This is a genomic window from Nostoc sp. (assembly GCF_036919895.1).
Classification (GTDB): Bacteria; Cyanobacteriota; Cyanobacteriia; order Cyanobacteriales; family Nostocaceae; genus Nostoc.
Genome location: NZ_JBALBW010000028.1, coordinates 18,950 through 34,844, shown reverse-complemented (window position 1 = coordinate 34,844; position 15,895 = coordinate 18,950). Strand labels below are relative to the sequence as shown.

Annotated in this window: 15 protein-coding genes; 8 read left to right on the top strand and 7 right to left on the bottom strand. The window is 42.7% G+C overall.

Annotated features, from left to right (window positions below; translation table 11 throughout):
• Positions 1-796 precede the first annotated feature (796 nt).
• Positions 797-1,042 carry a hypothetical protein gene (locus V7K55_RS05065; protein ID WP_334828839.1) on the bottom strand — a complete coding sequence of 82 codons (246 nt, stop codon included), beginning with the start codon at positions 1,040-1,042 and terminating at the stop codon, positions 797-799.
• A 260-nt stretch (positions 1,043-1,302) separates the two neighbouring features.
• Between V7K55_RS05065 and V7K55_RS05060 the strand changes: the two genes are divergently transcribed.
• Both V7K55_RS05060 and V7K55_RS05055 read left to right on the top strand, forming a co-directional pair.
• A complete protein-coding gene (locus V7K55_RS05060; RefSeq protein WP_334828837.1) occupies positions 1,303-3,252 on the top strand; it encodes an AMP-dependent synthetase/ligase in 1,950 nt (649 codons plus the stop codon).
• Positions 3,253-3,294: 42 nt separating this feature from the next.
• Positions 3,295-3,744 carry a YlqD family protein gene (locus V7K55_RS05055; RefSeq protein WP_012412623.1) on the top strand — a complete coding sequence of 150 codons (450 nt, stop codon included), beginning with the start codon at positions 3,295-3,297 and terminating at the stop codon, positions 3,742-3,744.
• Between the two features lie 48 nt (positions 3,745-3,792).
• Here V7K55_RS05055 and V7K55_RS05050 read toward each other — a convergent pair whose 3' ends face one another.
• The gene (locus V7K55_RS05050; RefSeq protein ID WP_334828835.1) at positions 3,793-4,314 is read right to left on the bottom strand and encodes a hypothetical protein; all 522 of its coding nucleotides are present in this window, start codon (positions 4,312-4,314) and stop codon (positions 3,793-3,795) included.
• A 399-nt stretch (positions 4,315-4,713) separates the two neighbouring features.
• Between V7K55_RS05050 and V7K55_RS05045 the strand changes: the two genes are divergently transcribed.
• Complete coding sequence (locus V7K55_RS05045; protein ID WP_334828833.1) at positions 4,714-6,015, top strand: dihydrolipoamide acetyltransferase family protein; 1,302 nt, start codon at positions 4,714-4,716, stop codon at positions 6,013-6,015.
• A gap of 144 nt (positions 6,016-6,159) precedes the next feature.
• On the opposite strand, the gene V7K55_RS05040 is transcribed toward V7K55_RS05045, so the two are convergent.
• On the bottom strand, positions 6,160-7,236 hold the full coding sequence (locus V7K55_RS05040) for a PIN/TRAM domain-containing protein (RefSeq protein ID WP_334828831.1): 1,077 nt from the start codon (positions 7,234-7,236) through the stop codon (positions 6,160-6,162).
• Between the two features lie 251 nt (positions 7,237-7,487).
• Here V7K55_RS05040 and hemW point away from each other — a divergent pair, with 251 nt between their 5' ends.
• Positions 7,488-8,669 carry a radical SAM family heme chaperone HemW gene (hemW, locus tag V7K55_RS05035; RefSeq protein ID WP_334828829.1) on the top strand — a complete coding sequence of 394 codons (1,182 nt, stop codon included), beginning with the start codon at positions 7,488-7,490 and terminating at the stop codon, positions 8,667-8,669.
• A gap of 36 nt (positions 8,670-8,705) precedes the next feature.
• A complete protein-coding gene (locus V7K55_RS05030) occupies positions 8,706-9,596 on the top strand; it encodes a UTP--glucose-1-phosphate uridylyltransferase (protein ID WP_334828827.1) in 891 nt (296 codons plus the stop codon).
• A gap of 289 nt (positions 9,597-9,885) precedes the next feature.
• Here the strand turns inward: V7K55_RS05030 and V7K55_RS27455 are convergent, their stop codons facing one another.
• Positions 9,886-10,203, bottom strand: a complete 318-nt coding sequence (locus V7K55_RS27455; RefSeq protein WP_442949064.1) for an RICIN domain-containing protein — start codon at positions 10,201-10,203, stop codon at positions 9,886-9,888.
• Positions 10,204-10,817: 614 nt separating this feature from the next.
• On the opposite strand from V7K55_RS27455, the gene V7K55_RS05020 reads away from it, so the two are divergent.
• Positions 10,818-11,942: a THUMP domain-containing class I SAM-dependent RNA methyltransferase gene (locus V7K55_RS05020; protein WP_334828823.1), complete on the top strand. Its 1,125-nt coding sequence runs from the start codon at positions 10,818-10,820 to the stop codon at positions 11,940-11,942.
• A gap of 332 nt (positions 11,943-12,274) precedes the next feature.
• Positions 12,275-12,541: a hypothetical protein gene (locus V7K55_RS05015; protein ID WP_334828821.1), complete on the top strand. Its 267-nt coding sequence runs from the start codon at positions 12,275-12,277 to the stop codon at positions 12,539-12,541.
• Between the two features lie 268 nt (positions 12,542-12,809).
• Here the strand turns inward: V7K55_RS05015 and V7K55_RS05010 are convergent, their stop codons facing one another.
• Complete coding sequence (locus V7K55_RS05010) at positions 12,810-12,974, bottom strand: hypothetical protein (protein ID WP_334828819.1); 165 nt, start codon at positions 12,972-12,974, stop codon at positions 12,810-12,812.
• A gap of 201 nt (positions 12,975-13,175) precedes the next feature.
• Positions 13,176-13,493 (bottom strand): thioredoxin, encoded by a 318-nt coding sequence (gene trxA / locus V7K55_RS05005; RefSeq protein WP_094328900.1) that lies wholly within the window; start codon positions 13,491-13,493, stop codon positions 13,176-13,178.
• 288 nt (positions 13,494-13,781) lie between these two features.
• Here trxA and fabG point away from each other — a divergent pair, with 288 nt between their 5' ends.
• Positions 13,782-14,528: a 3-oxoacyl-[acyl-carrier-protein] reductase gene (gene fabG / locus V7K55_RS05000; RefSeq protein ID WP_334828817.1), complete on the top strand. Its 747-nt coding sequence runs from the start codon at positions 13,782-13,784 to the stop codon at positions 14,526-14,528.
• 132 nt (positions 14,529-14,660) lie between these two features.
• Here the strand turns inward: fabG and V7K55_RS04995 are convergent, their stop codons facing one another.
• Complete coding sequence (locus V7K55_RS04995) at positions 14,661-15,743, bottom strand: MraY family glycosyltransferase (RefSeq protein ID WP_334828815.1); 1,083 nt, start codon at positions 15,741-15,743, stop codon at positions 14,661-14,663.
• Between the last annotated feature and the right edge of the window lie 152 nt (positions 15,744-15,895).

Sequence of the window (15,895 nt, the reverse complement as noted above, 5' to 3'; positions counted from 1 at the left end):
ATTTTCTCCCGCAGGTCTACTGAGTAGGGTTTCATCTGATTTTTTACTTTTATCTTCTCAACTACTGTACCAAACCGTTACACAAAGTGCTGTAATCTTCTTTTGTTCTAAATGTCCTGATTAAACCTTGCTATGAGCGATTCATCGCTCACTACGAACAATGCTTGCTGCAAACGTTGTCCTCGGTCAACCCTCGAATTTTGTGAAGTTTTGACCAACTTCCGGCTGTTTGGGCGTTAAAGCTGTTGGATTCTCATGTAATAGATTTAACAATTAATATATTAATTGTTATATTAGTTATATATGTACTCCGACTTCAATTAGTAATTATACTGAGTTAGACTCTGGCAAGGAAACAAAGACGTAATGGAACCCTGAGAGTTTCAAGTGGGTCTTAGCCTTGCACTTCAAGTTTTAGCGGGCTAGGCAATACTGTTCGGTTAACGCAAGAAAGGCAGTTTTCGGGACATCATAAACAAAAACCCCGATTTTTTTAATAGATCGGGGTTATGTGAGTTTCAATTATTACAAGTCAAAGTAAATGCCCTACTGAGCAACACGATCGCACCGTGAAAGTATTTACGTAATGTCCAATAGACTTACGTAGGAATGATAAACACTTACAACATAAAAGGTTCAGCGATTATAGGATAACTAGCGTTAGCGTAGCTCGTCGTAGATATCGCTAGAATAAGTAGACGCAAAAATATAGGTATAGGAAAAAAATTTTCCAATAGCCTAATATATCTAGAAAGTTGCTCGGAGTACCGAGTAATTTATTCTGGCAAATAGTCCATCAATTTGGAGAACAATTAGAACAAAAATCAGGATTGAATTTGCAGTATTGACTTCCTGTCAATGAGTAAGCTGTACAATAAGGAAAACTCGTAAGTTCAATTTTGGCTATTTGTAATTTTGAAGCATTCCGCAACACTTGATTGGCTTTGGTTTTATTATCTAGAAGAATAGCTACAAGCTTAGGAAACGCCATGCAAGCAGCAGCATTAATGAGCGTTAGCACTATAGCATCTATCAAATTCATAGGTAATCATCTCCTGTAAGAAATAGGCGATCGCTGTTTTGAGGCGCAAGCATAATATTATGTGTAGGATTGACGTTCAGTCCATCTATTGCTTGCACTCTATGTAAATCAACTTTAACATAAATTTTTGTAAATATAAACGTGGAATTCCTGAAATTATTATACACAGAAGGGAATGTGGATAATAAGGACGGTTATTGTAGCGGAATAACAAAATAAGCTGTAAAAACGATTAATTTACAATATTTAGGTAAGGTGTTATGTCAAAAACCCAAACCGCGTCTTCTTTTTTATCTAACATCAGCGAGCAAGAACGCGAGGCATTAAAGCGCTTGGTAGATTACACAAATGTGGAATCGCTACCAGAAGTTTGGCCTTTGGCTGCTCAGAAATTTGGTGATGTTGTCGCCCTCCGCAGCCCTCACGCCAAACCAGAAATAGTGATTAATTATACCCAGTTAGCGGAGCAAATACAACTATTTGCAGCTGGTTTACAGGCGTTGGGAGTGAAGGTAGGCGATCGCATTTCCTTAATTTCTGACAACAGTCCCCGGTGGTTTATTGCCGATCAAGGCATAATGACTGCTGGAGCAGCTGACGCGGTGCGTAGCTCTCAAGCCGATAAAGAAGAACTGTTGTTTATCATCGCTAATAGCGGCAGTACGGCAATAGTAGCAGAGGATTTAAAGACACTTAAAAAACTGCAAGACCGGATCAAAGATTTACCAATTCAGTTGGTTATCTTACTTTCAGATGAAGCACCACCCACAGACGAAACCCTAAAGGTGCTGAATTTTACCCAGTTGATTGAAATTGGGAAAAATCATAATTTTGTGCCAGTTAAACAAAAGCGTGAGGCTTTGGCAACCCTAATTTACACCTCTGGCACCACAGGTAAACCCAAGGGTGTAATGCTGTCTTATAAAAACTTGATGCACCAAGTAATCACCTTTGGCACAGTATTGCAACCAAATCCGGGCGATATGGTTCTCAGTATCTTACCTTCGTGGCATAGTTACGAGCGAACTGTTGAGTATTACTTACTATCTCAAGGTTGCACGCAAGTTTATACTAACCTGCGCTCCGTGAAAGGAGATTTGAAAAAATTTAAACCTAACTATATGGTGGGTGTACCCCGTTTGTGGGAATCGATTTATGAAGGAGTGCAAAAGCAGTTCCGCGAACAACCAGCAAATAAGCAACGCCTAGTTAACTTTTTATTGGGCATTAGCGATAGATATATCAGAGCTAGGCGAACTGCTCAGGGATTGGATTTAAATAATCTTCATGCTTCAGCCGTCGAACGATTAGCAGCTAAGATCCAAGCATTGGCTTTATTACCCCTCCACACCTTGGGAGAACGACTGGTTTATGCTAAGGTGCGAGAAGCCACAGGCGGAGAAGTCAAGCAGATGATTAGCGGTGGCGGTGCGCTTCCCAAACACATCGATAACTTCTTTGAAATTATTGGTGTCCAGATTTTGCAAGGCTATGGTTTGACAGAAACTTCTCCTGTTACCCATGTGCGTCGTCCTTGGCGAAATTTGATTGGGGCATCAGGGCTACCACTCCCCGCAACAGAAGCTAAAATCGTAGATCCTGAGACAAGAAAGCCTCTACCAGTAGAAAAGCGAGGCTTAGTATTGTTGAGGGGCCCGCAGATTATGCAAGGCTATTACCAAAATCCCGAAGCGACAGCGAAAGCCATTGACGCTGAAGGTTGGTTTGATAGCGGCGATTTAGGTTGGCTGACACCACAAGACGATTTGGTGCTGACTGGCAGAGCAAAGGATACGATTGTATTGACTAACGGCGAAAACATCGAGCCACAGCCAATTGAAGATGCTTGTTTGCGATCGCCATACATCGATCAAATTATGCTTGTCGGTCAAGATCAGCGCAGCCTGGGAGCCTTAATTGTCCCCAACATCGAAGCCTTAGAAAAATGGGTGCAGAACAATCCGGCCACTTCTTCGCCTAGTCAAAAAATTGACTGGGAGAGTACAATGATCCAGGATTTATTTCGGCAAGAATTGAATCGAGAAGTGCAAAATCGTCCAAGCTATCGACCGGATGACCGCATCGGGACATTCAAACTAGTTCTAGAACCGTTTTCCATTGAAAATGGTTTGATGACACAAACACTAAAAGTTCGCCGAAATATCGTCACGGAACGTTATCGCGATATTATTGACGGCATGTTTGCCTGATAATTCCACCTCCCAACTGTAAAGAGTGAACGTGAAATATTTATGGATGTCTCCAAATCTAATTTGCTTCTGAAACGCGTCGTTAACGTCAAAGTTATTGTGACTCCGCTTTGGAAAGAGGAAGTACAACAGCAGCTGCAAACGCAGATCAATCAACTAGATCAGCAACTGCAACAGCTAGACGTAGAAGGACAAAGAGCGATCGCAGCAATTCAAAAGCAGAGTCTGCAACCACCCGGCCCCCAGACCCTCCAACAAATTGACAATATCCAACTCCAAGTCAATCAAAAGAAAAGTGAATTTCTAGAGCAGAAAAATCAGTTGCTGCAAAACCTCCAGCAAGTGCAGTTTCTCCAGCAAGATCAGGAAGTCAACCAATTCCAAATGGAAGGCTTTTTCCGGGTAGAAATCGGTGATAACCTGATTAGCAAAATGCAAGTCGAAATCGTTCTGCGCGACGGCGTTGTCGAAGAAATTCGCGGCGACATTTAAGTTTGTTATTTGTCATTTGTCCGTTGTCATTTTTTTTGTGACTAATAACTAATGACAGATGTGATTTAACTTAGTGTGGGAGCGGCTCCCAGCCCAACATTCTACCTGGGAGCCAGCCCAAACTATTTGCCAGACTGGAGGTGAGCTAATAAATAGCGATCGCCCGAAGGCTGACATCTCAACTCGATATTTAATACCAACTGAATCATCACCCCGCTTGAGTTGCGTAATCGTCACAAGGGCCTGATTTCGTTGCGGATAAGCTACCTCTACCTTGCGCGTTCCTTGCACTGGTATTATGTCGTCAAAGGCATTTAAAGCCAGGGTAGCAGGATCGCTACCTTGGAGAGATGAGTTAATTTTTTCTAAAGGTATAGTTTTATAATCGGAACGGTTTGGATATGTCACAACCTCTTGAGACTGGTGTATTGCTTTCACCTGCTGGGTTTGCCCATCACTACTCTCAACAATTGGTACAGATGGCTGGCGCTGGATAATATAAACTCCAGCGCCAGCAGTGGCAAAGATACTTAGTATCACGATCAAAAATAATTTCAACTTTGCCGACATAAAAGTAAACAGGAATTTCAAATAGGTTTATTACCAATTTTGAATTCTAGATTGAACTGCATCTTATATCCTCTACCTGTGAGTAGCTCCTGTATCTTAATCAGTGGTTATGAGGAATAAAAATGCCAATCCCATTAAATCTGTGAGAAACTCGTGCTGGTTTTTGCAAGTCAACGACTAAAAACGAGATCAAAATACTGGCTAACCATTGAGGATAACTCTGTATTATAGACCTCTAAGTTATATTTAGGTTCCTGGGATCAAGAGTTAGGAGTTAGGAACTCTCCCAATTCTCAACCTAAAATATAAAATCTCCAGTCCAAAACTCTCCCGCCAAGATACAATTCGATCTGATAAAAGCTGTTAAAGTCCATAAACCATTGATTTCCAAACCACCCTATGAGCATTCATGAAGTATTTATGCCGGCGCTGAGTTCCACTATGACGGAAGGCAAAATCGTCTCCTGGGTGAAATCGCCAGGGGACAAAGTGGAAAAAGGCGAAACAGTGGTGGTTGTAGAGTCAGATAAGGCAGATATGGATGTAGAAACCTTTTATGAAGGCTTTCTGGCACATATCATAGTTGAAGCTGGTGAAACTGCCCCGGTAGGATCTGCGATCGCCTTCATCGCCGAAACGGAAGCTGAAATTGAACAGGCGAAATCTCTTGCCAATTCCTCCGGCGTGGCTGCTACTCCTACCTCTTCCCCTGAACCAATCGCTGCTACAACCTCAGTTGCAACACCTGCCTTAGCGTCTCAAAACGGGTCTAACCACAAAGAAGGAAGGCTTGTAGTTTCACCCCGCGCCCGCAAGTTAGCCAAAGAACTTAAGGTTGATTTAACTACACTCCAAGGTAGTGGCCCCCACGGTCGCATTGTCGCCGAAGATGTAGAAGCATTGTCCAATAAGGGCAAACAACCTGCCACTGCCCCAGTTGCCCCACCAGCACCTGTACCAACCAGCACCCCAGTTACACCCCCAGCCCCTCGGACACCAGCACCCGCACCAGTGGTAGCGGCTGTTCCTGGTCAAATCGTGCCTCTAACTACCTTCCAAAATGCCGTAGTGCGGAACATGGTAGCTACCATATCCGTGCCCGTCTTCCGTGTCGGTTATACAATTACCACCGATGGATTAGATAAACTTTATAAACAAATTAAATCCAAAGGTGTGACAATGACAGCGCTATTGGCGAAAGCTGTAGCCGTGACATTGCAAAAACACCCATTGTTAAATGCTAGCTACTCAGACCAAGGTATTGTTTATCATTCTGATATCAACATTTCTGTAGCAGTTGCGATGGATGATGGCGGATTAATTACACCTGTGCTGCAAAATGCAGATGCAGTGGATATTTATTCTCTATCGCGTACTTGGAAGTCTTTGGTAGAACGGGCGAGGGCAAAACAACTACAGCCCCAAGAATACAACAGTGGTACTTTTACCCTGTCAAATTTGGGAATGTTTGGCGTAGACAAATTTGATGCGATTTTACCGCCTGGACAAGGTTCAATTTTAGCGATCGGGGCATCCCGTCCACAAGTGGTAGCAACACCCGATGGTTTATTTGGCGTGCGTCAACAAATGCAAGTCAATATTACTTCCGATCATCGGATTATTTACGGTGCCCATGCTGCGGCGTTTTTGCAAGATTTAGCAAAATTGATTGAGACGAATCCTCAATCTTTGACAATGTAATTTTGAAAAGATACCAAGTTTAAATGTTAGCGCTATGAGCGGGCAGCAGTTTTCGTAGAGTAGCGCTAACAACTATATAAATAATCGGTGCAGTCAACCTGCACCGATTGCACAATTTAACTCTAATTGCACTAGAAATTTCCCTCACGCCAGTGCTGAAGCTTGGGGTTTGGCAAAAATCATTCTTCCTGCGGTAGTTTGCAAAGCACTGGTGACTACTACTCGCAGTTCACCACCCACATAATTGCTGCCTTCTTCAACTACTACCATTGTGCCGTCATCTAGGTAGCCAATACCTTGACTGGGTTCTTTGCCTTCCTTGAGAATTTTTAAATCAAGGTTGTCGCCAGGTAAATAACTGGGACGGACGGCATTTACTAAATCATTCACATTCAAAACAGGTACTTTTTGAACGCTAGCGACTTTAGACAAGTTGTAGTCGTTGGTTAGCAGTGTACCACTGATTTCTTGGGCAAAACGTACCAACTTGGCATCTACTGTGGCAATATCTTCGTAGTCAACTGCATTAATCAGGATGCGATCGGGATAATCTTCCTTAATGCGGTTGAGAATTTCTAGTCCTCGTCTTCCCCGCACTCGTTTTTGGTCTTTGCTAGCATCAGCTACTTGCTGGAGTTCTTGCAAGACAAATTGCGGTACGAGAATTTGTCCTTCCAGAAACCCTGTTTCTAGTAGCGCTTCAATGCGACCATCAATAATGCAACTGGTATCTAAAACTTTGGTATTAGCTGGTTTTAGCGTTCCTTCCACAACCATTGCTTCGACAGTGTTGGGATTAATGAATCGCAATAAGCCCCGCCCGTGGGTATCTGCCAAGTTCATACCAGTGACGGAGAGGATAATACTACCGACAACTGCCACAAGTGGCTTAATAAATCCAAAATCTGCCGGTATAGGTAGTAAAAATAGTGGGGCTAACATCAGGTTAGCTAGCAATAAACCAATTACTAAGCCGATCGCACGAGTTAAAATCACTTCCAGAGGCATTTCTTTGATTTGTGATTCTAGGCGACGATATGTCGTCTGGAAACTCAGTCCGATCGCACCACCAATAATAGCGCCAAAGACGGCAACAACTAAGCGTAAAGCCTCAAGATTTGTTACCTGGTCTAGCGCCCCATTAGGTAGTAGTTCAATGCTGTAGAACCCTATTCCCGAAGCTGCCAGGATAAATGAGAAAATGATAATTGCGTCAAGCATGGTTATGTTGTTTTCCTGCAACTGTGTTCACCGAGAAAGCTCAGTATTTTTTATTTCATCGGTAAGATAAACTCATCAATATTGACTTACACTAAGGGTTTAGTAGAACAATATCTGCAATTATTATAACTAAAGGCTTTTATCTTAATATTTTTCATTGTTTCTTTGTAAAACGACAAAAGTTTGTAAAAAAACTCCTCATTTTCATTGTCTCTAATTCGCAGTTGGATTAACTTAAAGCTTTTCTCAAAATGAGTCAAAAATTTAGTGTTTCTGGAATTGCGAGTTCCGCTTATGTGCATATTCCCTTTTGCAGACGGCGGTGCTTTTATTGTGATTTCCCGGTGTCTGTTGTGGGCGATCGCTTGCGGGGCGAAACATCTGGTACTATCTCCCAATATGTTGAGGTGCTATGTCAAGAAATTGCCATTACACCAGCCTTTAGTCAACCTCTAAAGACAATTTTCTTTGGTGGTGGTACTCCTTCGCTGCTATCAACAGAACAGCTACAACGAATAGTAACAGGGCTAGAGAAGCATTTTGGTATTGCAACTGGTGCAGAGATTTCTATGGAAATTGACCCAGGCACCTTTGATTTAGCCCATATAGCAGGCTATCGCAGTGCAGGCGTGAACCGGGTAAGTTTGGGTGTACAAGCCTTTCAATCAGAATTATTGCAGAGGGCGGGGCGATCGCACTCAGTTGAAGATATTTTTGCAGCTGTGGAACTAATCCACCAAGTTGAGATTCCCAAATTCAGCTTAGACTTAATTTCTGGGTTGCCGCATCAGTCTTTGGATCAATGGCAGGATTCCCTAACAAAAGCGGTGGCGCTTTTACCTACTCACATTTCTATCTACGATCTCACCATCGAGCCAGGTACAGCCTTTGGTCGTTACTACAAACCTGGCGATACTCCTTTACCCACGGATGAAGCCACAGTCAAAATGTACCAGATGGGGCAGCAGGTTTTGACTGGTGCAGGTTACGAGCATTATGAGATTTCTAATTATGCCCAACCCGGTCATCAGTGTCAGCATAATCGGGTTTATTGGGGAAACCGCCCTTACTACGGCTTTGGGATGGGTGCGGCGAGTTATATTGATGGGAAACGCTTCACTCGTCCGCGCAAGACTAGGGAGTATTACCAGTGGGTACAAGCTGGCGGTGTGATTGATTGTGATGTGACTCCCCCAAAAGAAGTATTGTTAGAAACGTTAATGTTGGGGTTGCGTTTGGCGGAGGGTTTGAGTTTGGCGGCTTTGGTGGAGGCGTTTGGCGAAGAAAAGGTGGAGGAGATTTGCAGGTGTTTGCAAGGGTATTTTGATCAAGGTTGGGTGGAAGTTGTAGGGGGAAGGTTGCGTTTGATTGATCCCCAAGGGTTTTTGTTTTCTAATGTGGTGTTGGCGGAGTTGTTTGAGAAGTTGGGGTGACGAACCGCAGAGGCGCAGAGGGAGGAGGGGAGGTTTATGGAGAACAATCAAGTTAGAAAGGCTGTGATTCCAGTAGCTGGTTTTGGGACTCGGTTGTTTCCAGCTACTAAAGTTGTGAAAAAAGAACTTTTCCCGATTATTGATCGAGATGGTAGGGCAAAACCTGTGATTCTCGCAATTATTGAAGAAGCAATTAGTGCTGGAATTGCAGAAGTGGGGATTGTGGTGCAGCCGGACGATGGAGAAATATTTGCAGATTTACTGAAAAATCCACCTAAAAAAGAACTTTTTGATAAACTTTCACCGCAAAATCAAGAATATAGCCGATATCTGGAAGATTTAGGTAGCAGAATTACAATTTTATTGCAAGAGGAACAATTAGGTTATGGTCATGCAGTATTTTGTGCTAGAGATTGGGTACAAGATGAGCCGTTTTTGTTAATGTTGGGCGACCACATTTATACATCTGATATTGAAAAGTCTTGTGCTAGCCAAGTTTTAGATGTTTACGAACAAGTTAATCAAAGTGTTGTGGGTTTGACTACAATGCCAGCAGAAATTATTCATAAAGCTGGGTGTGTAACAGGAGTTTGGCAAGAGTTAAACTCGATTTTGTCAGTAACACAACTATATGAAAAACCGACTATTGAGTATGCCAAAAAGCATTTACATGTAGAGGGAATGGCAGACAATGAGTTTTTAGGCATATTTGGTTTGTATTTACTCACGCCGAAAATTTTTGATTTTCTAGCAGAACACATCAACCAAAATTTTCGAGAGCGGGGTGAATTTCAGCTAACATCCTGTCTAGAAAAATTGCATCAAGAAGAGGGAATGACAGGATATGTTGTGAAAGGTAAGTGTTTTGATACAGGTTTGCCAGATGCTTATCGTCAGACAATGATTGATTTTAGAAGCGTTTCTTAGCTCAAATAAACACTTGATAAGCTAATCGGTATTTAAGCTGCATAATACCGTTTATGTTGACATTAGTGGGCTTGGGAACTGTTGTCAAAAGCGGATGTCAAAAGCGGAGGGGAAGGATGCGATCGTCGATCGCATCCTTCCCCACACATGATGATCATTTTTACTCAAAGTATTTTGAGTATTTTAGTTGGTTGACAAAATATGCTTTGCTCTGTTGCTACAGGACTGGATGCGGCAGCAAGTGTTCTTTACAACGTGGGTAATCGCACGTATTTTGTCATACCCCCTATTAGTTCCAGTTCTGGTAGTTCCCACCGTTGCAGTCAAGGGCGTACACCTTGCCGTTTGCGTTGCTGTCGAGGCACTTTCCAGTGGACACGTTGACCAGGCGCTTACCCTTTCTGTTCCAGTTCTGATAGTTCCCGCCGTTACAGCCAAGTGCGTACACCTCTCCATTGGCGTTGCTGTCGAGGCACTTCCCAGTGGATACGTTGACCAGGCGCTTGCCCTCTCTATTCCAGTTCTGATAGTTCCCGCCGTTGCAGCCAAGCGCGTACACTTCTCCGTTGGCGTTGCTGTCCAGACAGAAACCGGTTGAGACGTTCATATAGGTCTTGCTTGCCGCCGCGTCCGCCGGCATCGACATCCCGATGATCATCACCAATCCGGCGGTGATAACGGCGGTTCCCTTGGTAACAGTGTGATTTAATTTACGCATGGTTGATTTTCCTTTAAAATATGCTTGTGTAATTTCGGTTGAATTGTGTGCTTGGTGTCGGTAAAATAAAACTTTACAGCATGTCCCATTTTCGGTGTAAAAAATGCCCAGTAAGTACTCGTGAGCGCGTTGAAACCTCTTAAGTAGTAGAAGGATTATCTATAAAGTTCTACAAAGAATAAAAAGCTGATTCCTGATATTTACTGATAAATTACATGGCTGCCTCGAACAGCCGACAACGATTTTCAAAGTTTCCAACGACACATTCCTGTTCTTGTATTGATCGTTGAAGGTTAGTGCGATCGCAAAATTTTAATAAAATGGACGAAAAACTCTTTCAAAAGGCTGTTTAGGATAGCGTCGATAAATATCAATGAAAATCTTGATCCAGAGTGGCGTAGGCTACGCCTACCTGCGGTAATTTTGTAAAGACAGTCTTAATATGAGTTAAGCTAAAGTGCGTCAATGGGTCAGCATTGTTTTCAATGCTTTGGAATTAGAGGATGAATCAGTATTTTGCAACGGTTGCTCGTGGATTAGAAACCCTTGCGGCTCAAGAGTTAGAGCAACTGGGTGCTAATTCAGTAGAGCCAGGGTTTTGTGGTGTCGCCTTTGAGGGCGATCGCACTCTACTTTATCGCGTCAATCTCTGGGCTAGGCTACCGTTCCGAATCTTGGTAAATATCCGTGAGTTTCCTTGCGAAGATGCGGAGGATCTCTATCGCGGTATCCAAACCATCGATTGGCAAAACTATTTAACGCCAGATATGACCCTGGCGGTCAATACCACGGGCAAAAACAAACACCTCAATCACAGCCACTTCACATCTCTCCAGATTAAAAATGCGATCGTCGATCAGCAGCAAGAAAAGCTGGGTGAGCGTTCAAATGTAGAGCTTCATGAACCAGATGTGCGAATCAATGTTCATATTGAACGCGACTTTTGTACCGTTAAACTCGACAGTTCTGGAAATAGTCTGCATCGCCGAGGCTATCGCCCTGCGGTTGGAGCAGCCCCTCTCAAGGAATCTCTAGCTGCTGCCCTCATTCAACTTTCCGGTTGGCAACCAGACCAGATGTTCTACGATCCTCTGTGTGGATCTGGGACTTTACCTTTGGAAGCTAGTTTAAAATCACTGAATATAGCACCAGGATTATTTCGGGATTCCTTTGGATTTGAAAATTGGCTCGATTTTGACCTGCCCCTTTTAGAAAAACTGCTCCAAGAAGCTAAGGATAGTCAACTTGATATCCTTCCCGCACCTATTTGGGGAAGCGATCGCGATGAAAATGTAATTGAGCAAGCGATTAACAATGCTCAAAATTGTGGTGTTGATAATCATATCTGGTTTTCTCAAATGGAGCTAGCCGATGTTGTCGCCCCCGCAGACAGTGGAGTTTTATTGTGTAATCCACCTTATGGCGAACGGCTGGGGCGAGATAGTGATTTGGGGGAATTTTACAAACTTTTGGGTGATGTGTTAAAACAACGCTTCAAAGGTTGGACTGCATTTGTGCTGAGTGGGAATAAAGAACTATCTCAATCCATTGGACTGAAATCATCCAAACGGATTGCAGTGTACAACGGAACTATACCTTGTCAGTTAATGAAATATGAACTGTACTAAGGGTGATTTGTAGTATGGTTTAGCGATCGCTCTTAACTACTTCCGATCGGTCAAAAACACATTGCCTCAAAATTTAGTAATACTTGGGGATGTGCTGTATTATCGGGCTTTGTGAAAGCCGTTATTTAAATCCCGTGTTCAGTATAATTGGCTAGCTCCCATACAAATAGGTGAGATTTTTAATACTATTCAAGAAATTTAATTATAGCTAAAAAAGCTTAAAATCCCATCTTAGTATATATCCTGGGAGTTAAGCTAAAAAAAATCCAAAAAAGTGACAGTATAATCGGTGACTGACAACCTGCAATTTATTTATCGCTAGAAGGCTATTTATGTCAGACCAATTCACCTTTACCGTTAGCAATGAAACCGAACAGGCAATTACAGAGTTGTGGGTATCTGTGGATGATGAAGAGTGGGCTTCATTTACCTTGAGTGATGAAGGGATTCCATCGGGTGAAACAGTAACCATTGCTTGGGCTGAATATACGAATGATTCGCCCTGTGAATGGTACATCTCTGCCGTATTTGAAGATGAATCAGAAACAGAGTCAGCCCTGTTTAACTTCTGCGAAGAACTAGCTTTAACATTCGGATAAATTTCCCACTGCGATCGCGTTTGGTACGCGATTGCTATTGACTCCAGACATAAAAACAAAAGCCCTAACTAGAAAGCATCTAGCTAGGGCTTAATATTAGAATGAAGCTTACTTTTTCATTTAATCGAAAAATAACATTTTTTTTAAACAGAAATATAGTCGTTCTGCCCAAAATCTGCTGCTTAAAACTGGTGCGATGTCTCCGATGGACTACGCTACACTAAAAATAAAGTGCGTAGCCCATTGGAGACATCGCTTTACACATAACTTAATTGTTTATTTTGCCGGAGTGACGAGTTTGATTTGACAGTTGGTGCTTTTGTATAACCTGCTCAATCTGGCAAGTCACCTCATCTATTCTATGTTTGACCTTATCAAAATCAATATTCACCCAAATATAGGCTTTGTCAGGTTTTTTCTGAAAGTTATCCATATATTTTTTTGCTTGTCAAGATAATTTTTTATATCTATACAATATAACTATCTCAATTCATAAACTACTTTCTCTAGACGTATAAGTAGATATGCTTAATGTTTACTTAAGGTTTTATCTGCTAGAAGTTTAATCAATATCTACTGAAAGAGACGCGACATGTCGCGTCTCTAAGAACCAAAATATAAATTCTAAGTGTTGTTAAATCTTTGTTTGTAGATACTGCACCAACTGTGGTGCTTGCATTACTCCCTCTATCCGTTCCACAGGCTGACCCTGCTTAAATAGTACTAAGGTTGGGAGAGAGGAAATTTTATATTGACTCGCCAAATCTGTGTATTTTTCTGTGTCAATTTTGACAATCCGCAAGCGATCTTTAAGTTGGGCATTGACTTGCTCTAAAATTGGCACCATCATTTGACATGGGCCACACCAGTCAGCATAAAAATCTACTAATACAGGTACATCAGAAGCAGACAGCATCTCTTCAAAGCTGTCAAATTGTTTTTTAGTTGCCATGATGACACACACCGATTTTCAATTGTTTGTTTCAATAGTAATTCTTAGAAAATAAAATCGGTATAGGTTCATAGGTTTTTATTGTAAAACGATTAGATTAACCAATATAGACTTATTATTTCGCCAAAAATATTAAATAATTATAATAAAACTCGTATATCCTTTACATTTGTGTATAGGGATTATTCAATAAATGGTCATAGATTTAATTATTCAGACAATATTCAGATGTTGCCTAAATCACCATAAGATAATTAGCGCGGTATTTCTAAGATTGAGGAACATTAAATGACATTATTAGAAGATAAAGTTGCAATTGTCACAGGTGCTTCACGAGGAATTGGCCGAGCGATCGCAATTGAATTAGCTTCACAAGGAGCGATCGCAGTTGTCAATTATGCTAGTTCGAGTGCAGCAGCCGACGCAGTTGTTACAGAAATTACCGATGCAGGAGGTCAAGCAATCGCTATCCAAGCAGACGTTTCTAAAGGCGATCAAGTAGACGCACTAGTTAAGACCGTCATGGAAAAGTTTAAGCGTGTGGATATCTTAGTCAACAACGCAGGTATTACCCGCGACAATCTGCTTTTGCGTTTGAAGACAGAGGATTGGCAAGCTGTGATAGACCTAAATCTAACTGGTGTTTTCTTATGTACACGCGCCATCAGTAAAATTATGCTGAAGCAGCGATCGGGGCGGATTATCAACATTACTTCCGTTGCAGGGCTAATGGGCAATCCAGGTCAGTCCAACTACAGCGCCGCCAAAGCAGGTGTCATCGGATTCACCAAAAGCGTTGCCAAAGAACTCGCGACTCGCGGCATCACCGTTAACGCCATCGCCCCTGGATTCATCACCACCGACATGACCAGCGATCTCAACAACCCCGAAGATATTCTCAAATACATCCCACTCGGTCGCTTCGGTCAGCCTGAAGAGATCGCTGGTATGGTGCGCTTCCTCGCCGCCGATCCCGCCGCCGCCTACATCACTGGACAAGTTTTTAATGTCGATGGCGGTATGGTAATGGCTTAAATAGTGCTGAATTAGGAGTTAGTAATTTTGTAGGGTGTGTTACGCCGTAGGCTAACGCACCGATTTTTATCTTAGCCATAAAGAGAATAAACCATAGTAGGGCTAGCATTGTAATGCTCACCCTACCAGTAACTAAGGCTGTTGGCGTATCCTTTGCCAGATAGTAAAGCCTAAAAGCAGGATAATACTACTGGCGGTAGCCAGCATCACAGCCAAACTCATACCTTGTATTCTCATCGCCAGCAAGTTAAAAACTAAGGTAATTGACCAAAGCGTAAATGCAGCATGGCGCTGGGAGAGTCCCCAAGCAAGCAAGCGGTGGTGCAGGTGGTCTTTACCAGGAGTACTGAGAGGGTTATTTCCTGCTAGTAGCCGTCGCACAAATACTTGAGTTGTATCTAGCACCGGTAACAACAAAAATAAAACCGTAGGAATTAAGGCATAAACTGTGTTTTGTTGCAGTTTACCTAAAATACTAGTTGCTGCCAGGACATAACCGAAAAAGTATGCTCCGGCATCACCCATAATAATTCGTGATGGATAGAAATTATGGCGCAAAAACCCTAGTGCAGCACCTCCCAAGGCTGCGAGTACCAAAATAGCTGCTGCACGGTTGTTAAATTGGGCTGCAACGGCCAATAAACTCATGGCCGTAATAAAGCTGATTCCTCCTGCCAAACCATCCATACCATCCATCAAGTTGATGGCATTGGTAATCCCTACTACCCACAATACTGTCAGCGACATAGACAGAAGTGAGTCGATGGGAGTGCCAAACATGACTTTGACACTGATACCATTAGCTACCAGCAACAGGGCGGTGACAATTTGCGCCCACAGTCGCACAGAGGGCGGTAAACCGAACTGATCGTCAATAAAGCCTACAAGGACTAATATCGAACCCCCCAACAGAATAGTTAGCACTTGAGCCAATACGTTTTGGAGTTCGATTGGTCGTAAAAGGCTAGCTAGTACAAGCGCGGCAATCACACCCGCGTAAATAGCCAGCCCCCCTGCATTGGGTAAAGGTTCTCGGTTGAGTCGTCGGGCGTTGGGTTGGTCAGCCCAGCCTACCCGCAAGGCGAATTTGCGGACTGTGGGAATTAAACGCCAGGTTACAACCCAAGCTAAGAGAAACGTAAATACTACCGCCAACCAGCCGGTGCCGCTAGGGTCGGCAATACCAAGGGACTTAAGGGAGTTGTCTAGATTCATCTCCCAATTCAAGCATTACTGCCAGTATCTAATATAAGTATCACCTGTATATTAATCAATTTTTTTTATTTCCATTTGTAACTTGAGCCGCTTGAGAGATTAGCACTCTTGCTCTGTGAGTGCTAAATTGTCTAATGGAAGCGCTGGAGAAA